Origin of the sequence: Crocosphaera sp. Alani8 (assembly GCF_038442745.1) — a bacterium.
GTDB lineage: Bacteria > Cyanobacteriota > Cyanobacteriia > Cyanobacteriales > Microcystaceae > Crocosphaera.
In genome coordinates, this window is sequence record NZ_JARVCN010000445.1 from 1 (window position 1) to 22163 (window position 22163).

A 22163-nucleotide genomic window follows, 5' to 3' on the forward strand; every position below is an offset into this window, starting at 1 on the left:
TTGATAAATCCCCCTCGTTTATAGTGCGGGGCTTCTCGGCGGTTAGCTAAAATCAACCAAGACAGTATGCTTAATTTCGGAAAATGCCATGAAGGGAAAGCTCGGCTTTTTCTCTTGAAACTCCTGTAGTAATACCCTGCTAAGATTACATTAGTCAATACCCAAAAACTCAAAATCATTGACAAATTTAGGGCATTTATGACAGTTAATATTTCCGAAGAAAGAGCTATTAAACTACCGAAAATGATAACAGAAGATAAATAAGAAATTCGCCAATCCCGGTCAGTTTCGTACCAAAGTAAAAAGAGCAAAAAAAACGTTATTAGAGGTAAAATAGCTAACATTTTTATAGTTTCTTAGATAGACTTGATATTAATAGGGGAAATTCATAATCTAACAATGTAAGGAAACTGACAGGGAGAACGATCAGAAGATTCTTGCAAAGTTCGAGCAATTTCGGCTACATTATCGGGGTCACTATATTGAAGATACTTTAATAGAGCTTGACTTTCTTCTAACAACTGAGTGACATTAATTGTCTCGTAATCAGGTTGATAGTCACGGAGTCTTCTGACTCCTTCTCCTAATAAAATAACTGCACCACGCCAATTATGATTAGTGAGATGATAACATCCCACGGCCACTTGTAAAATACCCTGATAAAAACGCTTATCCGACTCTGCCGCATCGACCCAAACCGCTTCTAGGGTGTCGTGACAAGCATAAAAATCTCGTCGATTAAATTGCTCAATCCCTTGCAAAAATTCTTCTGATGTCATGATTTTTACTTAGTGGTCATCTTTTCTCGAACTTCTTTGATGAACTCTAAATCAATTTCTTGTTCTTGACCAGCAAACTCATTATCTGAGGTGATAAACAACATGCAATGACATTCTTTCCGTTCTCGCATGGGAACACAAGGACAGTTCCAATAGGTATTCTTTACTTCTGCTTGCTTATCTTCGTAATGACGACAAGGACACAGAGGGGCCCCAAGTTCTTCTTTATGTCTTGCAAGTCCTTCGATAACTACTGCGGTTACAGAGGGTTCGCTACAAAAGTATGTACCTGTTCGTTTTGCGTACTGTTCAGCAAATTTTTTCATTGCTGCTAGCACTTTATCTGTCTGATTATTATCGATGTTAGTTGTAGTCATAAATATTTAAGGATGGATCGTTAATTTACATTATTACAGCTAAGTTCACATTTTTAAACATTCTGTTTTATTTGTTTACACTAAAAATAGGGAAATTACGGATAAATCGGATTTATTTAATCAGGGAATTTGTAAAAACGATTGAAATTTAATTCTTTGTCTGATGAATCGATAACACTGGTGGGGGTGACTTCAAATATTATTTTATAAGGATTTTTTAATTGATTATTAATTAATTAGCAAAAACTTATTCCCAACGGAACAGTTAATAAAATAATAAGAATTAAGGAAACTCCTCAAGACATGGAGATTCTTCTAGTGATGATTCTCTTTATTCCTTTATAATAGATGTTAACGAGGACAGTGAGAGACAACTTAATTATCCTTTTGTATGACTCATTTATTATCTTGGCATTGGCGATCGCTTCCCTTAAAAAAGTTAACTGGTTCAGAGGTTTTTGAGAGGTTATATGCGCATGATACAAACATCGCCACTTTACTAGAAAGTCCTTTTCCTACACCCTCTGACTATCCTTATCTCTCCCGTTATTCCATTTGTGCAGGAGAACCTCGTATTATTAATGGTAGATCTAGATTATGGACTCCCGAATTAGGCAACATTTTACCATTTTTACAGCAATTATTAATACAAAAAAATGACGATTTCTCTGCTCCTGAAAATCTTCCTTTTGCGGGAGGATGGTTAGGATGGTTTGGCTATGATTTGGCCTGGGAAATCGAATCTTTACCTCGTTGTAATCCTGATCATTTACCTTTTCCTGTTGCTTATTGGTACGAACCTAACTCTTTTGCAATTTTAGATCACCTGCAACAAAAATTATGGTTGGCTGCTCATACTTTTGAAGAATTAGATAACTTACAATTCAAATTAGAAACCAAACCTTATCCTTTTTCTCCTTCCCCAAAAGCTTCCTCTTCTAGTTTATCTTTTTACACCGATCAAACAGACTATATAAAATCAGTACTTCAGGCAAAAAAATATATAAAAGCAGGAGATATTTTTCAAGCAAATCTATCCTTGAGATTTCAAACAGAAACTTCATTAAAAAGTTGGCAGCTATATAAAAAACTACAATTAATTAATCCTTCTCCATTTGCTAGTTATTGGCGATCGCCTTGGGGAGATGTAATTAGTTGTTCCCCGGAAAGATTAGTTAGTTTAAATAATCAAATCGCTCAAACTCGTCCCATTGCTGGAACCCGTCCTAGAGGAAGAAATTTTCAACAAGAAACAGCTATGTTAATGGAACTTTCTTCTGATGTTAAAGAGAGAGCAGAACATATTATGTTAGTGGATTTAGAGCGTAACGATCTCGGGAAAGTATGTCAATGGGGATCAGTTGAAGTTGATGAACTATTGACTATTGAAAGATATAGCCATGTTCTTCATTTAGTTAGTAATATTAAAGGCAAATTACGTCACGATAAAACATCCATTGATCTTATTAAAGCGTTATTTCCTGGGGGAACTATTACAGGATGTCCCAAAGTAAGATGTTTAGAAATTATTGAAGAATTAGAACCTATTAAGCGCAATTTATTTTATGGTTCTTGTGGTTATTTAGACTATCGAGGAAATTTAGATCTAAATATTTTAATTAGAACCTTACTTTATACACCATTATCACCTAATTTATCTAGTGTTTGGGGACAAGTTGGTGCTGGAATTGTAGCTGATAGTGATCCAGATAAAGAATGGTTTGAATCCTTACAAAAAGCAAAAGCACAACTAAAAGCTTTGAATTTGTAGGGACTAGTCTATCAATTATAATCTACTTTTTCCTTTTGTGTAACAGTATGTACCTGAGTTAGATCAGCTATTAACCATTTAAATTGCTATTTCAGGTAACAAGGGATCAGGGAGTAATGTTATGCTATAATGACAATTAGTTAATCTTGTTTTTCTTTATCTAATATTTCTGTTTTTTTTGATCAATCTTTTAAAATTATGCCTTTAATTCGCATTCCTCCTGCTTGGGATATTTCTGAAAATAAAATCACTCCTGACAACGTTTATTTTAACCGTCGTCGCCTCTTAAAAGGAATAGTTGCTTCGAGCATTGCCAGTAGTTTAATTCCCTTGTCAGGGTGTCAAAAATCAGCCTCTCAAACCGCTTTAGAAGCAACATTACAAAAGCCTAAAATTCCAGGAATCAAAACCTCCCCTGAATTTAGTAAAGTAGATCGCCCCATGACCAAAGAAATATTAGCGGGGCAATACAACAATTTTTATGAATTTGGAGGAACCAAAAAGATTTGGTTAAACGCCCAAAATTTACCCACAGAAAACTGGAAAGTTGAAGTTACAGGATTAGTAAAGAATCCCCAAACTTACGATATAGATGACATCAAAAAAACATTTAATTTAGAGGAAAGAATCTATCGCTTTCGCTGCGTAGAAGCTTGGTCGATGGTATTACCTTGGGTTGGGTTTCCTATGAAAGCATTAATGGCGGCAGTTGAACCAACAAGTGAAGCAAAATATGTCCGTTTTACTTCCTTTTATGACAAAGAAATTACTACGGGGCCTAGTTTCCATTTAGGAGGTTTACCCTGGCCTTATAAAGAAGGATTAAGAATTGAAGAAATGGCTAATGAATTAGCATTTTTTGCGGTGGGAATTTATGGTGAGGACTTACCGAAACAACACGGCGCACCCATACGAATGGTTATTCCTTGGAAATACGGTTTTAAGGGAGCAAAATCTATCGTAAAAATCGAATTTTTGAAAGAACAACCAGCTACTTATTGGAACACTATTGACCCCAACGAATACGACTTTGAAGCCAATGTTAACCCTTCTAAACCTCACCCCCGATGGTCCCAAGCAACGGAAAAATTTATTAGTACGGGGCCTGGTTTATCTTGGGAAATAAAAGAGACATTACCTTACAATGGTTATGGGGAATATGTAGCTAATTTATATGCTTAACAGAATACAAATATGAATAATTGGTTTCATAGTTATTTGTTATAGTAATCAAGTATATATTGTCTTATTAATAGACAATATATCTTGTTTATTAGGGAAAATAACGATAAAATTCTCGTCGGTGTAAAACTCTAATAACTTCTATCTGATTTCTTTGTACTTCTATTAAGATTTCTTTATCAGTTATTGTGTTATTATTATATATTTAAGTATCCGCTATGATTAAGATAGCCAAATCTAATTTATAGAGTCCTTTTTACTGATGAATAAAAAAAATACAAATAACATTGACTTAGATGGCTTAACAGCAAAGCAAATTGAACAATTGCAAGCAATGATCTCATATTTTAAACAACAAAATCAAAAACAAGTATCTGACTCTGTGGTTAGAGAAACAAATAGGTTTGATTCTCTAGACGATATATTCTTTGAGAGTGATATTCTTGAACCATTTAATCGAACAATGCTGTATGGAAAAAGAGGTTAAGCGAATTTATCTTGATACGAATATTTTGGCTTATGTTTCTAACACAAAAGTTCCTCAACATACTGCTGCTTTAGAGATATTTCGTCCCACTGACAAGCAGAAACTTTGTGTCTCTTCACAGGTGATGGCTGAATTTTATTCTTATTTGACTAATTCTATTATCTTAGCTAATCCCTTAACCCCAAAATTAGCAATATATCGTATTAAAAGAATTTGTTAACTCTCTCATGTTGATGTTTTTTAATTTTATCAATTTCATGTAGGGTTTTGGCAGTAAAATAACTTTCGCCACAATGGGGACAGCTTAAGAGGGGAATATTTTCAATGACTAATAAATCATCTCCTTTTCCATAGCCTCTTGAAATATATCGTGTAATAATTCCTTCTTTTCTACAGACATCGCATTGACTCATAAAATTCTTATTTGTAATAGTTTTCTAGAGACTTTGTAAGACTTGAGGTTGTGGGATAGGTTTCCCCATCTTTTCATAAGCATATAATAAATCTTCTAATACTTGTTTAGCATTTTCTAGGGCAGTTTCATAGGTTTCGCCATGAGTCTTTGCATATTTTCCCCATTCGGGTAGATGAGCAATGTATACTTGATCAACGTCTGACCATTGAATTACAATACTATATTTCATGGTTAATTATCTCCTTGTAATCTTTGAATTGCTTTTAAAGCTTGTTTAACAGCTTTTTCTTGATAAAATCTAGCATCACTCCCATCTTTTCCCGAAAGAATAATCGGCTCATCTAAAAGCGGATGCAACCAATAAGAATGACTTCCTTTTCCTCGTTTGGGTAAAAGGGTAAACCCTGCTTTTTGCAACATCTGTTTTAATTCTCTAACCTTTTTAGGCATATTAATAAATATGACGGTTAAAATTTCTTATTCCTATAATAGCCTGAACTATGGCTAAATGATCTCCATGATGATTATAATCTTTTTTATCGTAGGTATTTAACATTGTTAAATCCTACACTTTAAAATTTATTAATTATCATTCAATCGCTGTTATTATTGCCATGAAGATTATCAATAAAGGTTTGAAAGTCGGGGTTATTTAACAAGTTATCTCGATAGTCTTGGGGAAGAGTAGCGAATAATTTATCAAAGGTTTCTACATCTTTTAACTCTGCATAACATAAGGCTTTATTAAAAATTGCTTCATATTTATCAGGTTTAATTTCAATAGCTTTATCGTAGGATAATATGGCTTCATCTAATCTTCCTAAATCATCTAAGGCATTCCCTCGGTTATACCATGCTGCATCATAATCAGGTTTAAATTCAAGGGCTTTATCGTAGGATAATATGGCTTCATCTAATCTTCCTAAATCATCTAAGGCATTCCCTCGGTTATACCATGCTGCATCATAATCAGGTTTAATTTCAATAGCTTTATCGTAGGATAATATGGCTTCATCTAATCTTCCTAAATTCTTTAACGCAATCCCTCGGTTATACCATGCTGCATCATCATCAGGTTTAAATTCAAGGGCTTTATCGTAGGATAATATGGCTTCATCTAATCTTCCTAAATTCTTTAACGCAATCCCTCGGTTATACCATGCTGCATCATCATCAGGTTTAAATTCAAGGGCTTTATCGTAGGATAATATGGCTTCATCTAATCTTCCTAAATTCTTTAACGCAATCCCTCGGTTATACCATGCTGCATCATCATCAGGTTTAATTTCAATAGCTTTATCGTAGGATAATATGGCTTCATCTAATCTTCCTAAATTCTTTAACGCAATCCCTCGGTTATACCATGCTGCATCATCATCAGGTTTAAATTCAAGGGCTTTATCGTAGGATAATATGGCTTCATCTAATCTTCCTAAATTCTTTAACGCAATCCCTCGGTTATACCATGCTGCATCATAATCAGGTTTAAATTCAAGGGCTTTATCGTAGGATAATATGGCTTCATCATATCTCTCCAAATAAGCATAAGTTGTTGCTAAATTAAACAAAATATCTGCATCCTCTTTCACCACTGTTACCAACTGCTGATAACATTTCAAGGAATGTTTATAACGGTTTTTTTGATAAAGATATAAACTAAAATTAGTTAAAGCATCTGTCATCAACTGAGAATCAGACTTAAATAATCTTAAGATTAACTTCTCTAACTTATACCAATAATCTGTAATATCAACTCTGTTTCCTCTCTCCTCAATTTGTCCATCACGAGGGTTTAAAATACGTTCGATTTCTATTAAACAATTTAAACTTTTTTGCACACGAAAACCATACCATAACCTTTGTAACCAATTTCCCCTTACCATTAATAATGCCGTTTCTTTAACTAACAATTCATTCAACGGCACATTACACTGCTGTAATAAATCTATCCCATCATAAATAAATTCTGCTAAGTTATCCCCTTCAATTGCTTTTTTGTATCGTTTATCCCATGTTCCCTGTAAAGTCTCCTTAAAATTCTGTTTATTTAACGCTAAATTACCATTATCTAAAGTAACTAAATTTTCCACCACATTCCGAAAAGTGCCATCATTAGAAACCGCTAAATCAATATAATCAGTTTCCTTTTTAATGTTCGTTTCAGGAATAATATTCTTAAACAATTCTACAACTGCCCCATTTTCAGGATCAGGCATTTTATAAACATAAAACTTATCCCAAAGCTTTTGATATTTATCCCATTGTAACTTATCCCAAGGACTATCTTGACCGGAATAATAACCTTCTTTTTCATTACGAGTGATTGCTAATACTCGAATTTCTTGGGGATCAGCTACATCATTTTCATAGGCTTTCAAAGTATCTAATAACCGTTCTTGTAAAGGAATGTTTATCGGTAATGCTAAATTATCTTTTCCCTGCGGATGCTTTTCAATATTCTCACTACGACGCATAAATTGATGTAAATCATCCAATAAAAACAGTAACTTTCTATCTGTACCAATTGCCTGTAATTGTTCATTATTTGGACGATCTAACCATTCCCCTAACTTCAATTTTAACACCGTCCATCCTTCATTGTTTAACTTTTGTGCCACTTCTGCTGCTTCTCTGGTTTTACCAATTCCTGTCCTTCCCATAATTAAAACCCACCGATGTTCAAAGAGTAAATCAGATAACTCTTGGGTGGTATTTTTTTCATGAATACGTCGCTGATAAGGAATATTTCTATCTGCTAAAACAGGATTTTTATAGTCACTTTCAGGAGGATAAAGCAAGGAATAAACATCCCCATTAGGTTTAACTAACTGAAATGGTAACTTAGGTTGAGAAAATTTCTTGTCTCTTTCTAACTGACGCTTTTTTCGCCATCGCTTAAACAACCAAACAATAATAGAAAAGATCACCCCTATGGTAGCAATACCTATCCCTGATAAAGTTGTCATCAGGATATCTTTTTGATGGGTAGTCCAGAATTCATTTAACCAAGCGATCGCATTTAATATAACTTCCCACATAAACCCATCATTTCAATTGCTGATATTATTTTAATCAACTTAGATCATAGATGTTAATGTTGTAGGGGTTAACGCTTCGACTTCGCTCAGCGTTAAACCCTACGGTTTGGTGTCATATCATTTCAATTTAAAAGCAATATTTTGGAAGGGATGAACATCGAAATAAAGGAATTGTCCTGAACTATGAATGGTCCAATAAGGATCATGTTGGTTGTAGTGTTGAGAACCAATATAACGCTGATCAATAGAGTTATAAATAACCTTGTATTCTCCAACTACCGGCACATAAATCTCTACATTACATTCAACTTGATAAGGGGTTTCATTACGGACAAAAATAATATCATCCTTGTGATCTTCCCACTTATCAGATTCAAAACCAACATCGCTACCCCATCGAATAAAACTAAACCATTTACGCTCATTATTAGAACCATTACGAATCATAGAATGGATGTTATGACGAGCTAATGCAGGTTCATTACGAAGAAGTTGATTAAGATCGTGAAAATTGTTAGAAATTTGTTGTTGATGAATAGCTGCATATTCCCCAGTTTTTGACCAGTCAACCCCCTGGAAAACATCAAAATAACCCTCCTCTCCAAACTCATCCCCCTGGAAAATCATCGGCGCGCCGGGACGAAACCAACAAAGTGCCGCTAAACCAATCAAAGGAACATGATTACCCAATTCTGTGATCAGTCGTACCTTACCATTAGCACACTCGTCATGGGTATTCATGGCGTTAACCATAGTTTCCGCACTGTTATTATGGATAAGGATTTCGATATGTTCGATTAAACGTTGTTCAATGGGAATTTGCAAATAACTGCGAACACGGTGCATTTCCCCCATATTTTGAGCGTAAGTGAAACCTAATCCTCCCTCATGGACGGGACAAGCTAATCTAGGGAATACCCGTCGTGATTCTTCAGCAATGGTAATAAATTTCGGTGCAGTATGCTGTAAGCGGGCGTGTAAGTCCCTTAGAAACCTTAATCCAGCAAAATCCATGGCCTCAGATAACCAATATCCTCGCTCCTCAAAATAGCGATCGCCTCCTAAACCGTTAAAGAGATCCCAGTTTTCTAACTCTACCTGTTCGCGATCGTTTTTAGGCCAGTCCCAAAAGCCGCGATCGTAGTCAAAAAAGATTTGAGCAGCTACAGCATCGATGCGCGCCCCATCAACCCCTAATTCATGATAGAGATAAGTACAGAGTCCGATGAGATAATTCTGCACATAGGTATCTCCTACGTTATAAATACGACTATTCCATTGATTATTCCAACCTTTTGACCCAGAATGGTGATATAAATCGGTGCCATCGTAGTTTGCTAGGCCACAGTCCCAGTCTTGCACCCCAAAACCCAAAGGAACATCGACAATAACTCCGATACCGTGAGCATGGCAATGATTAACTAAATATTTGAAGTCGTCTACTGTTCCATGACGTTCATAAATAGCGTAGGGACAACCCACCAAATATCCCCAAGACTGATGGATAGGGGTTTGAAACGGCGGCATAATCTGCACATGGGTAAAACCCATATAACCCAAATGATCTACAATTTTGTGGGCAATGTCGCGATAATTTCCATCATGAAAAGTAGATAGGTGCATTTCATAAATGCTCATGGGTTCATGAGGCAGTTCGATATGCTTATGAGTCCATTTAAAAAAATTGCGATCGCAAACAATACTATTAAAATTACGGGTGCCATCGTTACCCCAAGTGACTGCCAACTGGGGACTAAAGGGGTCAATACGTGCCATTCCGTAGGGTTGACTCAGATAATCACTATCATTTTCAACATGATATTTATACTCCTTCCAAGTTAGATTTTCAGGAACGGTAATTTCCCAAACCCCTTCTTCATTTTTGGTCATTGTCTCGGCAAAACAATCCCATCCGTTTCCTTCACGCAAGAGACTAACCCTTGTAGCACGAGGTGCATAGACTCGGAATGTGGTTTCATTCTCATTAGGATGGGTTCCGTAATACTGATAAGGGTAATCTCGCTTGATGGTTTCGATGGATTGTTGTGTCACGGGGATTGTAATTTAGTTTATGATTTTTTCCTAAATAACCACCAACTAGGGAAGCATTAAGCTTCCTTTTTTTTTGATGCTATTTAACTTGATGTCTACCATAAGCCACAAGCAGTTCTTTGAACAATAATTTAACTAACGTATCCCCAAATCTGGCTTTAGTCCATTGCTTCAGTAGAGTAGGGAGCAGGAAGCGGAGAGAAAGGATTTGAGGGTTTATCCTAAAATTCTCAATAAGTGTTTTAAATGGACAACAGCTTACAATGGAATCCTTGCTAAAATCGAACCAGTAACAATTCATATCAAGATAAATCCAAAAGATACAGCAAGATAGAATAGATAAGATCAAAGCAAAAACCTTAAATTAGGGTCATCCATCACAACTAAAATTGATTCCCTTAAAGCCTTAACACCTAGCTTTAAGGGTTCAATTATAAGTGTTAAGTTAAAATAATTATGAACTTTCCTAGATTACATCCCGATACCATTGAAGAAGTTAAAGAAAAAATTGATATTTATGAAGTTGTTTCTGATTATGTTGTTCTCAAAAAAAGAGGACAAAATTATGTTGGTTTATGTCCCTTTCATCAAGAAAAAACTCCCAGTTTTACCGTCAATCAAAGCAAGCAGATGTATTACTGTTTTGGGTGCGGAGAAGGGGGAAACGGCATTAAATTCTTAATGGAAATTGGGCAACAATCTTTCAGCCAAGTCATCTTAGAATTAGCCAACCGCTATCAAGTTCCTTGCCAAACTTTAGAACCAGAAAAACGACAAGAAATTCAGAAAGAACTTTCTTTACGAGAACAATTGTATGAGATTGTTGCTCTAACTAGCAATTTTTATGAACACGCACTGCAAGAAAAATTAGGAGAAAATGCACTCAGTTATTTAATCGAAAAAAGACAATTAAAATCAGAAACAATACAACAATTTAACTTAGGTTATGCACCCAGTGGATGGGAAACATTGTATCGTTACTTGATAGAACAGAAACGTTATCCCATCGCTTTAGTAGAAGAAGCTGGATTAATTAAACCGAGAAAAAAAGGTAATGGTTATTATGATACATTCCGTGATCGTTTAATGATTCCTATCAAAGATATTCAAGGTCGTATTATTGCGTTTGGAGGGAGAAGTTTAACCGATGATGAACCGAAATATCTTAATTCTCCTGAAACTCCGTTGTTCAATAAAGGCAAAACCTTATTTGCTTTAGATAAAGCTAAAAATAGTATTCGTTCCTCAGATAAAGCAATTGTAGTTGAAGGTTATTTTGATGTGATCGCACTCCACGAAGCAGGAATTACTAATACGGTAGCTTCTCTAGGGACAGCTTTTAGTGAAAATCAATTAAAACAGTTATTAAGATATAGCGATTCAAAAGAAGTTATCTTCAATTTTGATGCAGATAAAGCTGGTATTAAAGCAACAGAAAGGGCAATTACTGAAATAGAATCTCTTATTTATTCTGGACAAGTTAATCTTAAAATTGTCAATATACCCAATGGAAAAGATGCAGATGAATTTATTAAATCTGATAATGAAGGAGCAAAAAAATATCAAGAATTAATTGAAAAAGCTCCACTTTGGGTGAATTGGCAAATCCAGCAGCTTTTAATAGACAGAGATTTAAAACAAGCAGATCAATTTGAAAAAGTTGCAAAAAAAATGGTTCAATTGTTAAACAAATTATCGGATAGCAATCAACGGAGTTATTATATTAGTTATTGTGCAGAGATTCTAGCTCAAGGAGATGCTAGACTACTTACTCTTTATATCAAAAATTTACAAACTCAGTTAACTAAACCTGTTACTAACTTCTCTCAAAAAAATAAATCTAAAATTTTTATCAACTCAGAAAATATTGCTGAGAATAGCTTACTGAAAGAAGCAGAAAACACTCTATTAAAAATTTATATCCATTATCCCGAATATCGTCAAGAAATTTTCGATAAATTAGAAGAAAAAAATATTATTTTTAGCCTCTCAGAGCATCGTAAAATTTGGCTTATTTTATTAGAAATAGAAGAAAATACCTTAAATATAAACTACGAAAGCAATCAACAATTTATTTCTCAATTTGAAAGCCATGTATTAGAGTTACCTGAAGTTCATAACAAAATCAAGCAACTTTTAAATTTTCGAGAAATTGAACAATACGAAGACAATAACCGCCTAAATCTGATTATTGATGCCGCTTTAATATCCCTAGAGAAAGTCAATCTAGAAAAATACTGTCATTACTGCGAACGAAAATATAAAACTATTGATCCCCAAGAAGATCCCGTTAATTATCAATACTATTTGAACGAGTACATTTCCAGTCGTCAAACAATTCTCAAACTTCAACCCCTAAGAAGTTTTTCTCAACTAGATATTCATAGTTAAAAAAGAAAAACTTGACAACTCAATTCAGTTCATCAATAATTACCACTGTATATATACTTAAGAAAAAACATGGACGTAGTTAGAATTATTTGTGCCATTATTCTCCCTCCCTTCGGCGTATTTCTACAAGTCGGTATCGGTCTAGATTTCTGGATTAACATTTTATTAACATTATTTGGTTATATTCCTGGTATAGTTCATGCAATTTGGGTTATTGCTAGAAAATAGCTAATTTATAAAACTCAAACGATCATCCTGTTTTTTGGGGCAAGTTTATTTATTTAACTTGTCCCTTATCTTACTTAACTCAAAAACCGAATGAGATTAGCTACAATAAAGCTTGATTTGTCTGACTAGGGCAATAAAGGGGGTACTGTGTCATTACTACTCAACAATCGTTATCAAGTTCTTGAAAGCTTAGCAAAAGGAGGGTTTGGAGAGACATTTCTCGCCATCGATACTCATATGCCCTCAGAAAGAAAATGTGTTATTAAACAACTTAAACCAGCAGTTCAGTCTCCCACAATTCCTGATTGGTTAAAAGAAAGATTTGCCAAAGAAGCAGCCATATTAGAAGAGTTAGGGGAAAAACATCCGCAAATTCCCACACTATACGCCTATTTCTCCGAAGGAGGAGATTTTTACCTAGTACAAGAATGGATTGAGGGAGAAACCTTAACCCAAATCCATCGACGACAAGGTAATCTATCATCCAAGCAAATAGAAGAGATATTGCTAGGTATTTTACCTATCCTAGATTACGTCCATAGTCGTCGTATTATTCATCGTGACATTAAGCCAGATAACATTATTATTCGTAGTGATGATAATAAACCAGTCTTAATAGATTTTGGCATCGTTAAAGAAACACTAGCAACGGTGGTTCACAGTAATGGTCATACTCCCTACTCTGTGGGACTCGGAACCCCTGGTTATATGGCTTCAGAACAAGCCGCTGGTCGTCCCATCGTCTCTAGTGACTTATACAGTTTAGCACTAACGGTGGTCTTTCTAATGACCGGAAAAACCCCCCAATATTTAGTCACCAATCCCAACACTGGAGAGGTTTTATGGCGAAAAGAAGCCCCAAAGATCGAGTCTAATTTAGGAGATGTCATCGATCGCGCAGTTCGTTTTCATCCCCGCGATCGCTTTTCCACTGCAACAGAAATGTTAGACGCTTTGCAGCTTTCCCACACCGTTCCCACCGCCGCAACCATGGCCATCGGGCAAAAAAATTTAGTACCCACACCCTCTCCTCAACCCCCTACCGCAAACTCCTTAGAAACCTCGACTCAAACTCCTTGGGCCTTATTAGCCTTGGGATCGTTTTTGGCAACCAGTGCTATCATCGGAGGGTTAATGTTAGGCATCGTTTTAGGAACAAAAGATCGATCGCAGCCTAGTTCTTCCCCTTCTGTTCCTCCCGAAACTCCAGAAGAAACCGTAACTCCAGAGTTTTCCCAACCTAGATTTACACCCCGTCCACCAATCAAAAATAGGCGATCGCAACCGTCTCCTACTCCAGAACCCTCTCCTATTCCTGAAGCTTCTCCTACTCCTGAAGCTTCTCCTACCCCAGAGGTTCAACCGTCCCCTACTCCAGAAACAGTTTCCACTCCTAACGATCAATCTTCCCCGACTCCAACTCCAGAACTTTCCCCTAGTCCAACTCCCATTCCTGAACCCACTAAAGCAGTTCCTATTCCAGTCGAACCTCCCCCTCAGTCCCCAGAATCAAAAGAAATAACCGAACAAGAGAGTTCGGAACCTTCTATAGTCATTCCTGACACCCTTGAGAAACCGGAACAGGAACAACCTCCATCAGATGAGGAAAATAAATACGACATACAAAAATTCTTTGAATCCGATAGGGAAAAAAACAGAGGCAATATTGAACAATATTTTGACAAAGAAGAGAATTACAACGAATAAATTTCTACAATACTACAAAAAACTTTTACTTGAGGGGGAAAAGTACCTATCTTTTTCTCGTAACAATTTTGTATTGTATCTTTTTCCTTTTTGTTTACAATTCCTCTGGATTAATTGACGACGGTATTAACACAATCAATACTACCTTTAAACTCTAAAATTTTCCTTAAGTTACAGGTAGTTCTAAACTTAAGAAAACATTAAATCTCTTCTACTTCTAACTTAGCCGAAGTGATAGCGGCAAAAGCAAAAGCAAAGACAATGGGCATGGGATTTTTCAAGAGATAGCTTAAAAGAACTGATATAATCGAAACCAAGATTGCTGAAGTTAACCAGGTTTTTTCTTCTACACAAAATCCTTTTGTTGCTTTGATTAAATGTAATACTTCAGAAGGAATTGGTTCGGGCATAACTGCACCAGGAGGAAACGCCCAATAGTGATTATAACGTTCTCTAAATAAGTCTGTCCATCCATTCTCGTCGCACCATTCCTGTATCCATTCATCTCTAAAATGCTTCATAATTCCTTTAGATTACCTCGATTTACTACTAATTTTTATCTAAATCAATTTTTGTTTAGCAATAATTATCATTCATATTAGCAAAACAGTTTTGAGTTGCTAAGTAACTTAATAAATCTTAATCAACAATCGTTAAGTATATATGCTTAAAATCCTATTTTCTGTACAAATTGCTTTTAATTTCTGATCCCAAGGTTCACAGGGAAGCTGAGAGAAAAGAGCAAATTCAAAGGTAATTCCAATAGTAGGAATAGAATTCCATTGATGATTGTTTAGAAGGCGATCGTAGAACCCCCCACCATAACCTAAACGATACCCATTATAATCACAAGCAACGGCAGGAATTAAGATTAAATCTACTTTTTCAGGGGTTAAAATAGGTGCATTAGGAGAAGGTTCTAAAATACCGTATTTATTGGCTATTAAGGGTTCTTTCGGTTGCCAAGAATGCCAGATCAATGACTTTTTGACACAACGAGGAAACCCCCAACTTTGTTGAGTTGAAAAGAGATAATTTAGCTCAGGTTCTTGACGAATAGAAAAGTAAGCTAGAATTGTTTTTGCTTGTTTAAATAACTGATAGTTTTGTAAGTTTTCACAAAGGTTTCTACTTTTTTCTTGCCAATCTGATTGACTTAGGTTCTCTCTCTTGGTTATTATTTCTGTTCTCAGTTGTTTTTTTGTTTCTTTTAGATTCATCATACTCTCAGAGAAATCGGGTTAAATCAAATTCTTCTTCTGAACGATTGTTGGGAAACCTCTCTAAATTTAACAATAATAATAGGTGTTCTGTGTAGTCAACAATTCCCTTGAGTTCTTCTTGTAATTTTTCTAGTCCCCCGTTAGCATATTCTTCAAAAATCTGCACTCGTTTTTCTTCTACTTGTTGATCGTAAACAGAGAGAATATTCGGGTCATTTGTCTCTGCGATCGCTAACAATTTTATAACCGTATCATAACCCCGAGAAACAAAAATATCTAAACTAATAGGTGCCGGTTCTTTTGAAATAATGTTAAGGGTGACACGCTTATTATATTTTACTCCTAATGTTGCTGCAAAAGTCATAACATCTGCATAGGTCTGAAACGGACCATTTCCTCCATTAAAATCTACCAAAGATTTAACTAAGTCTGCTTTATCTTTACCGATTCTAATACGACTAATTGCCATGTTTTTCGACAAATTAATGATGGTTTAACAATCACAAATATAGAAATTAAGGCACTTTGGGAGTTATCAAAGTATATCTCACACCTGCATCCTACCTCAATCCTTGACCTCTCGTACCCCATTAAGTCGAAAACTTCTGTCAGGGTACATCACTTGTATTATACCCCACGGTTATTAAGCTGTTGTCCATTTAAAATACTTATTGGCAATTTTAGTCCGAATCCTCAAAGCTTTTCTCTCTCTTCCCTAAAATAGTAATTTAAATGCTTAGTAGCTTATCTGTGTGAATATTTTAAACACTCTATGTTTATCTTAGAAATAACAGTAATAATTCGTATATTTTAAAAAAAATAACTGGTTAATCCGTGATTTTACCGTGATTGAGATCACTGCAAAAATGTGATATTTAGTATATTTTAAAAATTGAGCATGGATATATATTTTATTAAATAAAGCATCATACCTATGAAGACAAAAATTTATCATTTATTGAAATCAGAACAACAAAATAGAGGTTTTACATTAGTAGAAACTCTAGCTGTTTTATCTATAATTGGGATATTTGCCGCCATCGCCGGACCCGTAAAAAGCTGGGCAGAAAATCCTCTAGGAAACGCCACAAATCAAACTGTTGGGGTATTAAATTTGATACGGATGCGAGCTATTTCCACAACATCAGCATATCGTATTAAACCAGATCCAACGGCTCCTGGTAATAAATATATAGTTCAAATCGCTCAAACAAGAGGTTGTGAAAGTTCAACAGAATTAACTGCTGATGCAGCATCTACTGACCAGGAATTAACTGTAGCTTCTACAGAAGGATTAGTTGTAGGAGATAGTATCGCTGTTGGTACTGATAAAAATAACAACGAAATTATAGCAACCAGTGCTTTAACCATAACATTAGGAGAAGAGTTAGGAACGACTCAAACAGAAAATGCAACCATTGAACTAATGAATAACTGGTTCAACGATCTAAACTTTACCAAAGAAAACCTAACACTACCAGAAAAAATTGCCATGAGTGGTAATTTGTCAAACTGGGCTCTATGCTTTGATAGTCGAGGTCAAGCCAATCTTTACAATGGTTCAGGGGTCGTAGAAGATGAAGATTTAACCTTAACTTTGACCAATACTTCTGATGAAGAAACAAGCGAGATAACCGTTTTTAGAGGAGGTGCCATAGAGGTCAACAATCCTGAATAAATTAAATCGAATACCTATAAAAAATAAATAAATAAATACTGCTGTGATTTTGTTTAAATTAATTTCCCCAAACAATAAAAACTTAGGAACTGGGTTAATGGAAAACCTGATTTCAGTGGTCATAGTTACAACCACTATATCCGTGATGTTACCCCTATTTTTCTCCGAAAAAGAGCAAAATATTAACCAAAGTTTTTTAAACGAAGCGATTAGTCTATCAAAAGAACATCTAGATGATCTAAGACGAAGAAAAATCCTTGACCTTCCCTTAGGGGAGGAATCAACAACCAAAGAAGACAACTTAGGTCAGTCTTATGATTTGAAACAATATATATGTACACAAGAACCAATCATCAATTCCGACAACTCCGTAACCTGTCCAACTACAGTAAATGACAACAATAACTTACGTCACATTCTTTTAAGAGTTGAGAAAAATGGCAAACAAATATACAAAGTTCAAACAGCATTTACCAGGCTTAGATAAATCTAACAAAGGAGTTACCCTTGGCGAACTGCTCGCAGGAAGCCTAGTTTCATTGGTTATTATTAACCTTGGTTTTATGGGTTTTTCTTGGAGCCGACAAATGTATCTTCAAGATCAACAAGCTAGCGATGTCAATCAAACCCTTCGTAGTGTTTTTGAAATAGTAGGCACCGATATTAAGCAAGCAGGGGAAGGTTTTGCCGAAGATCCCAACTTTCCTAGCATTGTTGTGAGCCAAGACGACGATGATAACTCAGAAATTCGTATTCGACGTAGCCTTTTAACCAGTAGTCTTCCGGTCTGTGGTCAGGTTGCAGTAGGAACCTCTGACGCAGTTACCGTTGTGGATGATACAGGTTCCGTTGCTGGCTGCGATGTCATTGACGATGATAACAATGGTTGGCCTGATGTTTTAGAGACTTGGAGAGATTATCGTACCTCCAATGGAGCGACGATTCGCGCTTTTATTTACAATGGCTTTGGGACTGGAGAATTCTTTGATTACAACGGAGAAGAGACATTCGACACAGGCAACTCAACCGTTACCCCATCTCCGGGTATTGTTGCATCGGCCTCAATAAGTGCGAGTGGTCATACTTGGCAGAATACCTATGAAGCTAATGGTTCAAGTCGAATTTATCTCATCGAGGAACGTCGTTATCGATTAAACGATGACAACGAATTAGAGTTAATTATTGATGATGAGCAAACTTCTCGGGTTGTGGGCAATTTAGAGAGTTTTGAAATAATTACCCATGTTCAACAAGATTTATCTGTAAACTCTTCGGCAACATATACCTGTACCGTCATTCCCCCCAATAATGGCGATTGCGACTCAAACCTACCCAATCCCTACGTTTGGTCTCAAATCAGATTTGTTGAAATCAAGTCCGAAGTTTCCATTTCCGATACTCCTTATTCGTCATCCGTTGAAACAGAAAAATCTGAAAGAGTTTTTCCACGAAATATTTTGAATTATTGAGGTAATCCTACGATGAATAAAAAGCGAACTCTTTTATTAAAAATTTTATATCAGCAGTCATTAGACACCAATAAAGGCTATACATTCATCTTAGCCCTTGCTTTGGGTTTAGCATTGCATTCACTATTAATCGCTTATGCTGTAGTACTTCAAGTTGAACGGACTAGCACCAAAAGTGCCGCTGATATCAATAGTGGCTTTTATGGAGCTGAAGCGGGATTAAATCGTAGAGCCGAAGAACTCAGAGAAACTTTTGTGGACTTTAATAACCCTTCAGGAATAAGTCCATCCTCCGTAGCCAATTGTCTGGATTCTAACTCTAGTAACGATGGAACAGGGGATTATAAGTGCCGACAGCAAGAATTCGTAGCAGGTACAGAAAATAGAGAAGGTCATATTGCCGCAACCTATGTAGTTGAGCGTAATGGAGGATTACCAAGAAGCGGAGTAGTTCCTAGAGGGGAAGCTTACCAAAATCTTAATATGCTTGAATATGTTTACTCTATATATTCCATTGCTAAACCCAAAAATGCTCCTACTTCTGAAGTAACAGCAATTCTACAACTAGACATAAAAAGCCGTCTCATCCCCATGTTTCAGTTTGCAGCTTTTTATGCAAATGATTTAGAAATTCTCCCAGGTCCGGTGATGGATTTAAGCGGACCGGTTCATACTAACGGGGACCTTTATCTCGGTGCAGGGAAAAAATTTGGACTCAATATCGATGGTCAAATAACCCTTTCTGGGGAGCTCTACAATAAACGAAAGAATAATAATTCTACTTACCCCAATGAAAGAGTGACAATTATGAACGCAGCGGGGACCGATTTTTTAAATCTTTTGTCCGAGGGAACAGGAAGCGAAACCGCAACTACCAATGCAATGGACCCAGTTCTCGTCGGGACTGCTTGGGGAACCCAGATTCAAATAGGTTTAGAGGCGATTTCTTTGCCCCCTCCGAGTTTTCTGGACAAAACCGGAGAATACTACCAGAAAGCTGATATCCGTTTTCTCTATAAACCTGTTGCCACTTCCACTTCTGCTCCCAATTTAATACCCGTTCCCTTTGAGGTTACCAGGCTTGATCGAAGTTCTGGCACTACCGTTTCTTTGACAGAAGGAGAAAGACGCAGTTTACGTCAGCCTATTCTAGTGAGTCAAGAGTTAGCCAGCATTGCTGATGCTAAGTTTAAGGTTTGTACTCCTGGCAGTTCCGGTTCGGCCATTCCTGGTGTAGCGGCAGATAAACTGGCAGACTTTTTATACGTGGCTATGGTTTCTCAACCAAAACCTATTGCCTATACATCCCTATCCCTACCCCTCAACCATTCGGATCTGGCTGGTGTCAAGACATCTTTAATTAATCTAATTGATTCTCTAGGTTTAGATCCAACAACAAGCACGGCTATTATCACAGCTATAATCAATGAAACACCCCGTGAAATTGCAGCCTTAGACAATCGCTGTTTTGTGAGTGCTGCGGTACAGGACATCGGACGAGATGATCCTTCTCATCAATCTCGTCACCGTTTTCGTAACGATCGCGAAGTACGGGATATGCGCCTGTTGCAACTTAATTTTAAAAGTTTAGCTATTTGGAACCAAGTCGGCCGCTATGCTAGATTTAACGCCGGGGCATTAATTAGTGATAACAATGGGCTAGGATTTTCAGCAAACGAAAAACTTTTTAAGGTAGCATCCCCCGATAGTTCTGCCCCCCAAGGTTCTTTTCAAAATTTAGGATTGGGGGCAAGGGATACCACGGAGGGAGGTTTAGTAATGTACGCGACCATTGATGATCTGAGTTATCCTGACGCAGATACAGAAACCAGTCCCTATGGCTTTGCCATTACTCAAGGACAACAATTGATGAGCATAGGAGAAAGCAGCAATAGAAGTCCCCTAGGTGTCACCTTTGCCACAGATCAAGCTATTTACTTACAAGGAGACTACAATAAGAACAATAAACAACCGGCAGCTATCCTAGCGGACTCCATCAACGTTTTGTCCAATTCCTGTCTAAACTCTGACAAAGCGATTAATAAGAACGAAAACGAAAACTGTGATATCGATGGGAGCAAACAACCAGGAACAAGTACCACCATTAATAGCGCACTTCTAGGGGGAACCGATGAGACAGACTCCGACAGAACTTCTGGTTACAACGGAGGGTTAGAAAATTATCCCCGATTTTCAGAAAATTGGAGTGACAACACTTTGACCTATCGTGGTTCTTTCGTCAGTTTAGGCACACCAGAGCATGTTAAAGGAACATGGGGCAGTCAAGACTACAGTCCACCTGAGCGTGATTGGGACTATGACCTTGATTTTAACGATGCAGATAATTTACCACCGTTAACCCCTAGATTTGTGTACTTGAGACAAGAATCTTTTATTCGTAATTTTCAACAATAATTTTCCCTGGCAATTTCTCCGTTGTGAAAGGGTTTTAAATAAAGTATGGGGTGAATGGGAATCCCTCAAATTATTCCCAGTAGCTCGAAAACTTACTTGCTTGGGTTGCAGGGGAGCAGGGAGCGGGGAAAAAGGGAGATATTTGTGATCTACTGATTCTAAGGAGTCTCAAACCCTGAACCCCATTTTCTACCTTTTTGTGAGAGAATACTTAACTAAATAGGGGTTGTCTCTTTCAATCTAATGGTTTTTTGGAAACGATTGTTTAATAATACAGATACATCAAACACCGAGCAGAAGCCCCAGTTCAAAGGGGAACCGGTCAACCTGAAAGGCCATACCGACGGTCAAACTCGTATATTCTTCAGCCGAGAAAGAGAAATCGATCTCTACGAACTCGAAGAATTATGCGATGCTGTGGGGTGGGCTCGTCGTCCCCTACGAAAAGTTAAGCGCGCACTCACCTACAGTTTTATGGTGGTGTCAGCATGGGAAGTCAAAGGAAAGCGTAAGCGTCTCATTGGTTTTGCTCGCGCTACTTCTGATCACGCCTTCAATGCGACAATTTGGGATGTGGTTATACATCCCAGGTTTCAAAGCAAAGGATTAGGAAAAGGGATGATGAAGTACATGATTCGTCAGTTAAGAAGCGAAGATATCAGTAACATTACTCTCTTTGCCGATCCCCAAGTGGTGGACTTTTATCGTCGTTTAGGATTCGTCCTAGATCCCGAAGGAATTAAAGGTATGTTTTGGTACCCAGATTAGGTTATAATATTGGTCATGAGTTACGGGATGTAGCGCAGCTTGGTAGCGCGCCTGCTTTGGGAGCAGGATGTCGTAGGTTCAAATCCTGCCATCCCGATTATATTTTTATAGATAACTATTAGCTAGTCAAGGGGAGCGACGCAAAAATGTCGCATCGACCGGAATTCGGTGAAAGCGACTGGG

General features: G+C 36.8%; 22 protein-coding genes, 1 tRNA gene and 1 pseudogene. 13 read left to right on the forward strand and 11 right to left on the reverse strand.

Translation table 11 applies throughout. The annotated features are described in order from the left end of the window. From P9B04_RS21720 to P9B04_RS21730, 3 genes and pseudogenes are all read right to left on the reverse strand, one after another. Positions 1-344 (reverse strand): annotated as a pseudogene (locus P9B04_RS21720) (hypothetical protein); the annotation flags it as partial. 42 nt (positions 345-386) lie between these two features. Beyond that, on the reverse strand, positions 387-779 hold the full coding sequence (locus P9B04_RS21725; RefSeq protein WP_342057052.1) for a DUF309 domain-containing protein: 393 nt from the start codon (positions 777-779) through the stop codon (positions 387-389). Positions 780-784: 5 nt separating this feature from the next. Next, the gene (locus P9B04_RS21730; RefSeq protein WP_342057053.1) at positions 785-1156 is read right to left on the reverse strand and encodes a ferredoxin-thioredoxin reductase catalytic domain-containing protein; all 372 of its coding nucleotides are present in this window, start codon (positions 1154-1156) and stop codon (positions 785-787) included. Between the two features lie 391 nt (positions 1157-1547). Here P9B04_RS21730 and P9B04_RS21735 point away from each other — a divergent pair, with 391 nt between their 5' ends. From P9B04_RS21735 to P9B04_RS21750, 4 genes are all read left to right on the forward strand, one after another. Next, entirely contained in the window at positions 1548-2927 is a 1380-nt protein-coding gene (locus P9B04_RS21735) for an anthranilate synthase component I (protein ID WP_342057054.1), read from the forward strand. Positions 2928-3125: 198 nt separating this feature from the next. Continuing rightward, complete coding sequence (gene msrP / locus P9B04_RS21740) at positions 3126-4109, forward strand: protein-methionine-sulfoxide reductase catalytic subunit MsrP (protein ID WP_342057055.1); 984 nt, start codon at positions 3126-3128, stop codon at positions 4107-4109. A 262-nt stretch (positions 4110-4371) separates the two neighbouring features. Beyond that, complete coding sequence (locus P9B04_RS21745; protein WP_342057056.1) at positions 4372-4596, forward strand: hypothetical protein; 225 nt, start codon at positions 4372-4374, stop codon at positions 4594-4596. Next, positions 4580-4816, forward strand: coding sequence for a type II toxin-antitoxin system VapC family toxin (locus P9B04_RS21750; protein WP_342057057.1), 237 nt, complete (start codon positions 4580-4582; stop codon positions 4814-4816). The genes P9B04_RS21745 and P9B04_RS21750 overlap by 17 nt, the downstream gene beginning before the upstream one ends. Here P9B04_RS21750 and P9B04_RS21755 read toward each other — a convergent pair. From P9B04_RS21755 to P9B04_RS21775, 5 genes are all read right to left on the reverse strand, one after another. Continuing rightward, a complete protein-coding gene (locus tag P9B04_RS21755) occupies positions 4800-5009 on the reverse strand; it encodes a type II toxin-antitoxin system MqsA family antitoxin (RefSeq protein WP_342057058.1) in 210 nt (69 codons plus the stop codon). The genes P9B04_RS21750 and P9B04_RS21755 overlap by 17 nt on opposite strands. A gap of 24 nt (positions 5010-5033) precedes the next feature. Beyond that, the gene (locus P9B04_RS21760) at positions 5034-5240 is read right to left on the reverse strand and encodes a type II toxin-antitoxin system HicB family antitoxin (protein ID WP_342057059.1); all 207 of its coding nucleotides are present in this window, start codon (positions 5238-5240) and stop codon (positions 5034-5036) included. Positions 5241-5242: 2 nt separating this feature from the next. Next, positions 5243-5461 (reverse strand): type II toxin-antitoxin system HicA family toxin, encoded by a 219-nt coding sequence (locus tag P9B04_RS21765; protein ID WP_342057060.1) that lies wholly within the window; start codon positions 5459-5461, stop codon positions 5243-5245. 143 nt (positions 5462-5604) lie between these two features. Then, positions 5605-8049, reverse strand: coding sequence for a tetratricopeptide repeat protein (locus tag P9B04_RS21770; RefSeq protein ID WP_342057061.1), 2445 nt, complete (start codon positions 8047-8049; stop codon positions 5605-5607). A 117-nt stretch (positions 8050-8166) separates the two neighbouring features. Next, positions 8167-10101: an alpha-amylase family glycosyl hydrolase gene (locus P9B04_RS21775; RefSeq protein ID WP_342057062.1), complete on the reverse strand. Its 1935-nt coding sequence runs from the start codon at positions 10099-10101 to the stop codon at positions 8167-8169. 456 nt (positions 10102-10557) lie between these two features. On the opposite strand from P9B04_RS21775, the gene dnaG reads away from it, so the two are divergent. From dnaG to P9B04_RS21790, 3 genes are all read left to right on the forward strand, one after another. Beyond that, entirely contained in the window at positions 10558-12492 is a 1935-nt protein-coding gene (gene dnaG / locus P9B04_RS21780; protein WP_342057063.1) for a DNA primase, read from the forward strand. 69 nt (positions 12493-12561) lie between these two features. Next, positions 12562-12720, forward strand: coding sequence for a YqaE/Pmp3 family membrane protein (locus tag P9B04_RS21785; protein WP_342057064.1), 159 nt, complete (start codon positions 12562-12564; stop codon positions 12718-12720). 147 nt (positions 12721-12867) lie between these two features. Further along, the gene (locus P9B04_RS21790) at positions 12868-14427 is read left to right on the forward strand and encodes a protein kinase domain-containing protein (protein ID WP_342057065.1); all 1560 of its coding nucleotides are present in this window, start codon (positions 12868-12870) and stop codon (positions 14425-14427) included. A 200-nt stretch (positions 14428-14627) separates the two neighbouring features. Here the strand turns inward: P9B04_RS21790 and P9B04_RS21795 are convergent, their stop codons facing one another. The 3 genes from P9B04_RS21795 to P9B04_RS21805 all read right to left on the reverse strand — a co-directional run bounded on the left by P9B04_RS21795 (position 14628) and on the right by P9B04_RS21805 (position 16119). Further along, positions 14628-14948 carry a slr1957 family protein gene (locus tag P9B04_RS21795; protein ID WP_342057066.1) on the reverse strand — a complete coding sequence of 107 codons (321 nt, stop codon included), beginning with the start codon at positions 14946-14948 and terminating at the stop codon, positions 14628-14630. 132 nt (positions 14949-15080) lie between these two features. After that, entirely contained in the window at positions 15081-15647 is a 567-nt protein-coding gene (locus tag P9B04_RS21800; RefSeq protein WP_342057073.1) for a 5-formyltetrahydrofolate cyclo-ligase, read from the reverse strand. Between the two features lie 7 nt (positions 15648-15654). Beyond that, the gene (locus tag P9B04_RS21805; protein WP_342057067.1) at positions 15655-16119 is read right to left on the reverse strand and encodes a DNA phosphorothioation-associated protein 4; all 465 of its coding nucleotides are present in this window, start codon (positions 16117-16119) and stop codon (positions 15655-15657) included. Positions 16120-16584: 465 nt separating this feature from the next. Here P9B04_RS21805 and P9B04_RS21810 point away from each other — a divergent pair, with 465 nt between their 5' ends. The 6 genes from P9B04_RS21810 (at position 16585) to P9B04_RS21835 (ending at position 22077) form a co-directional block, all read left to right on the forward strand. Beyond that, entirely contained in the window at positions 16585-17328 is a 744-nt protein-coding gene (locus P9B04_RS21810; protein WP_342057068.1) for a pilus assembly FimT family protein, read from the forward strand. A 97-nt stretch (positions 17329-17425) separates the two neighbouring features. Further along, a complete protein-coding gene (locus tag P9B04_RS21815; RefSeq protein ID WP_342057069.1) occupies positions 17426-17815 on the forward strand; it encodes a type II secretion system protein in 390 nt (129 codons plus the stop codon). Further along, complete coding sequence (locus P9B04_RS21820) at positions 17766-18797, forward strand: hypothetical protein (protein WP_342057070.1); 1032 nt, start codon at positions 17766-17768, stop codon at positions 18795-18797. Before P9B04_RS21815 ends, P9B04_RS21820 begins: the two co-directional genes overlap by 50 nt. Before the next feature lie 12 nt (positions 18798-18809). Further along, positions 18810-21212 carry a hypothetical protein gene (locus P9B04_RS21825; RefSeq protein ID WP_342057071.1) on the forward strand — a complete coding sequence of 801 codons (2403 nt, stop codon included), beginning with the start codon at positions 18810-18812 and terminating at the stop codon, positions 21210-21212. A 243-nt stretch (positions 21213-21455) separates the two neighbouring features. Next, entirely contained in the window at positions 21456-21980 is a 525-nt protein-coding gene (locus P9B04_RS21830; protein ID WP_342057072.1) for a GNAT family N-acetyltransferase, read from the forward strand. Between the two features lie 23 nt (positions 21981-22003). Beyond that, positions 22004-22077: transfer RNA gene (locus tag P9B04_RS21835), tRNA-Pro, on the forward strand. Positions 22078-22163 lie beyond the last annotated feature (86 nt).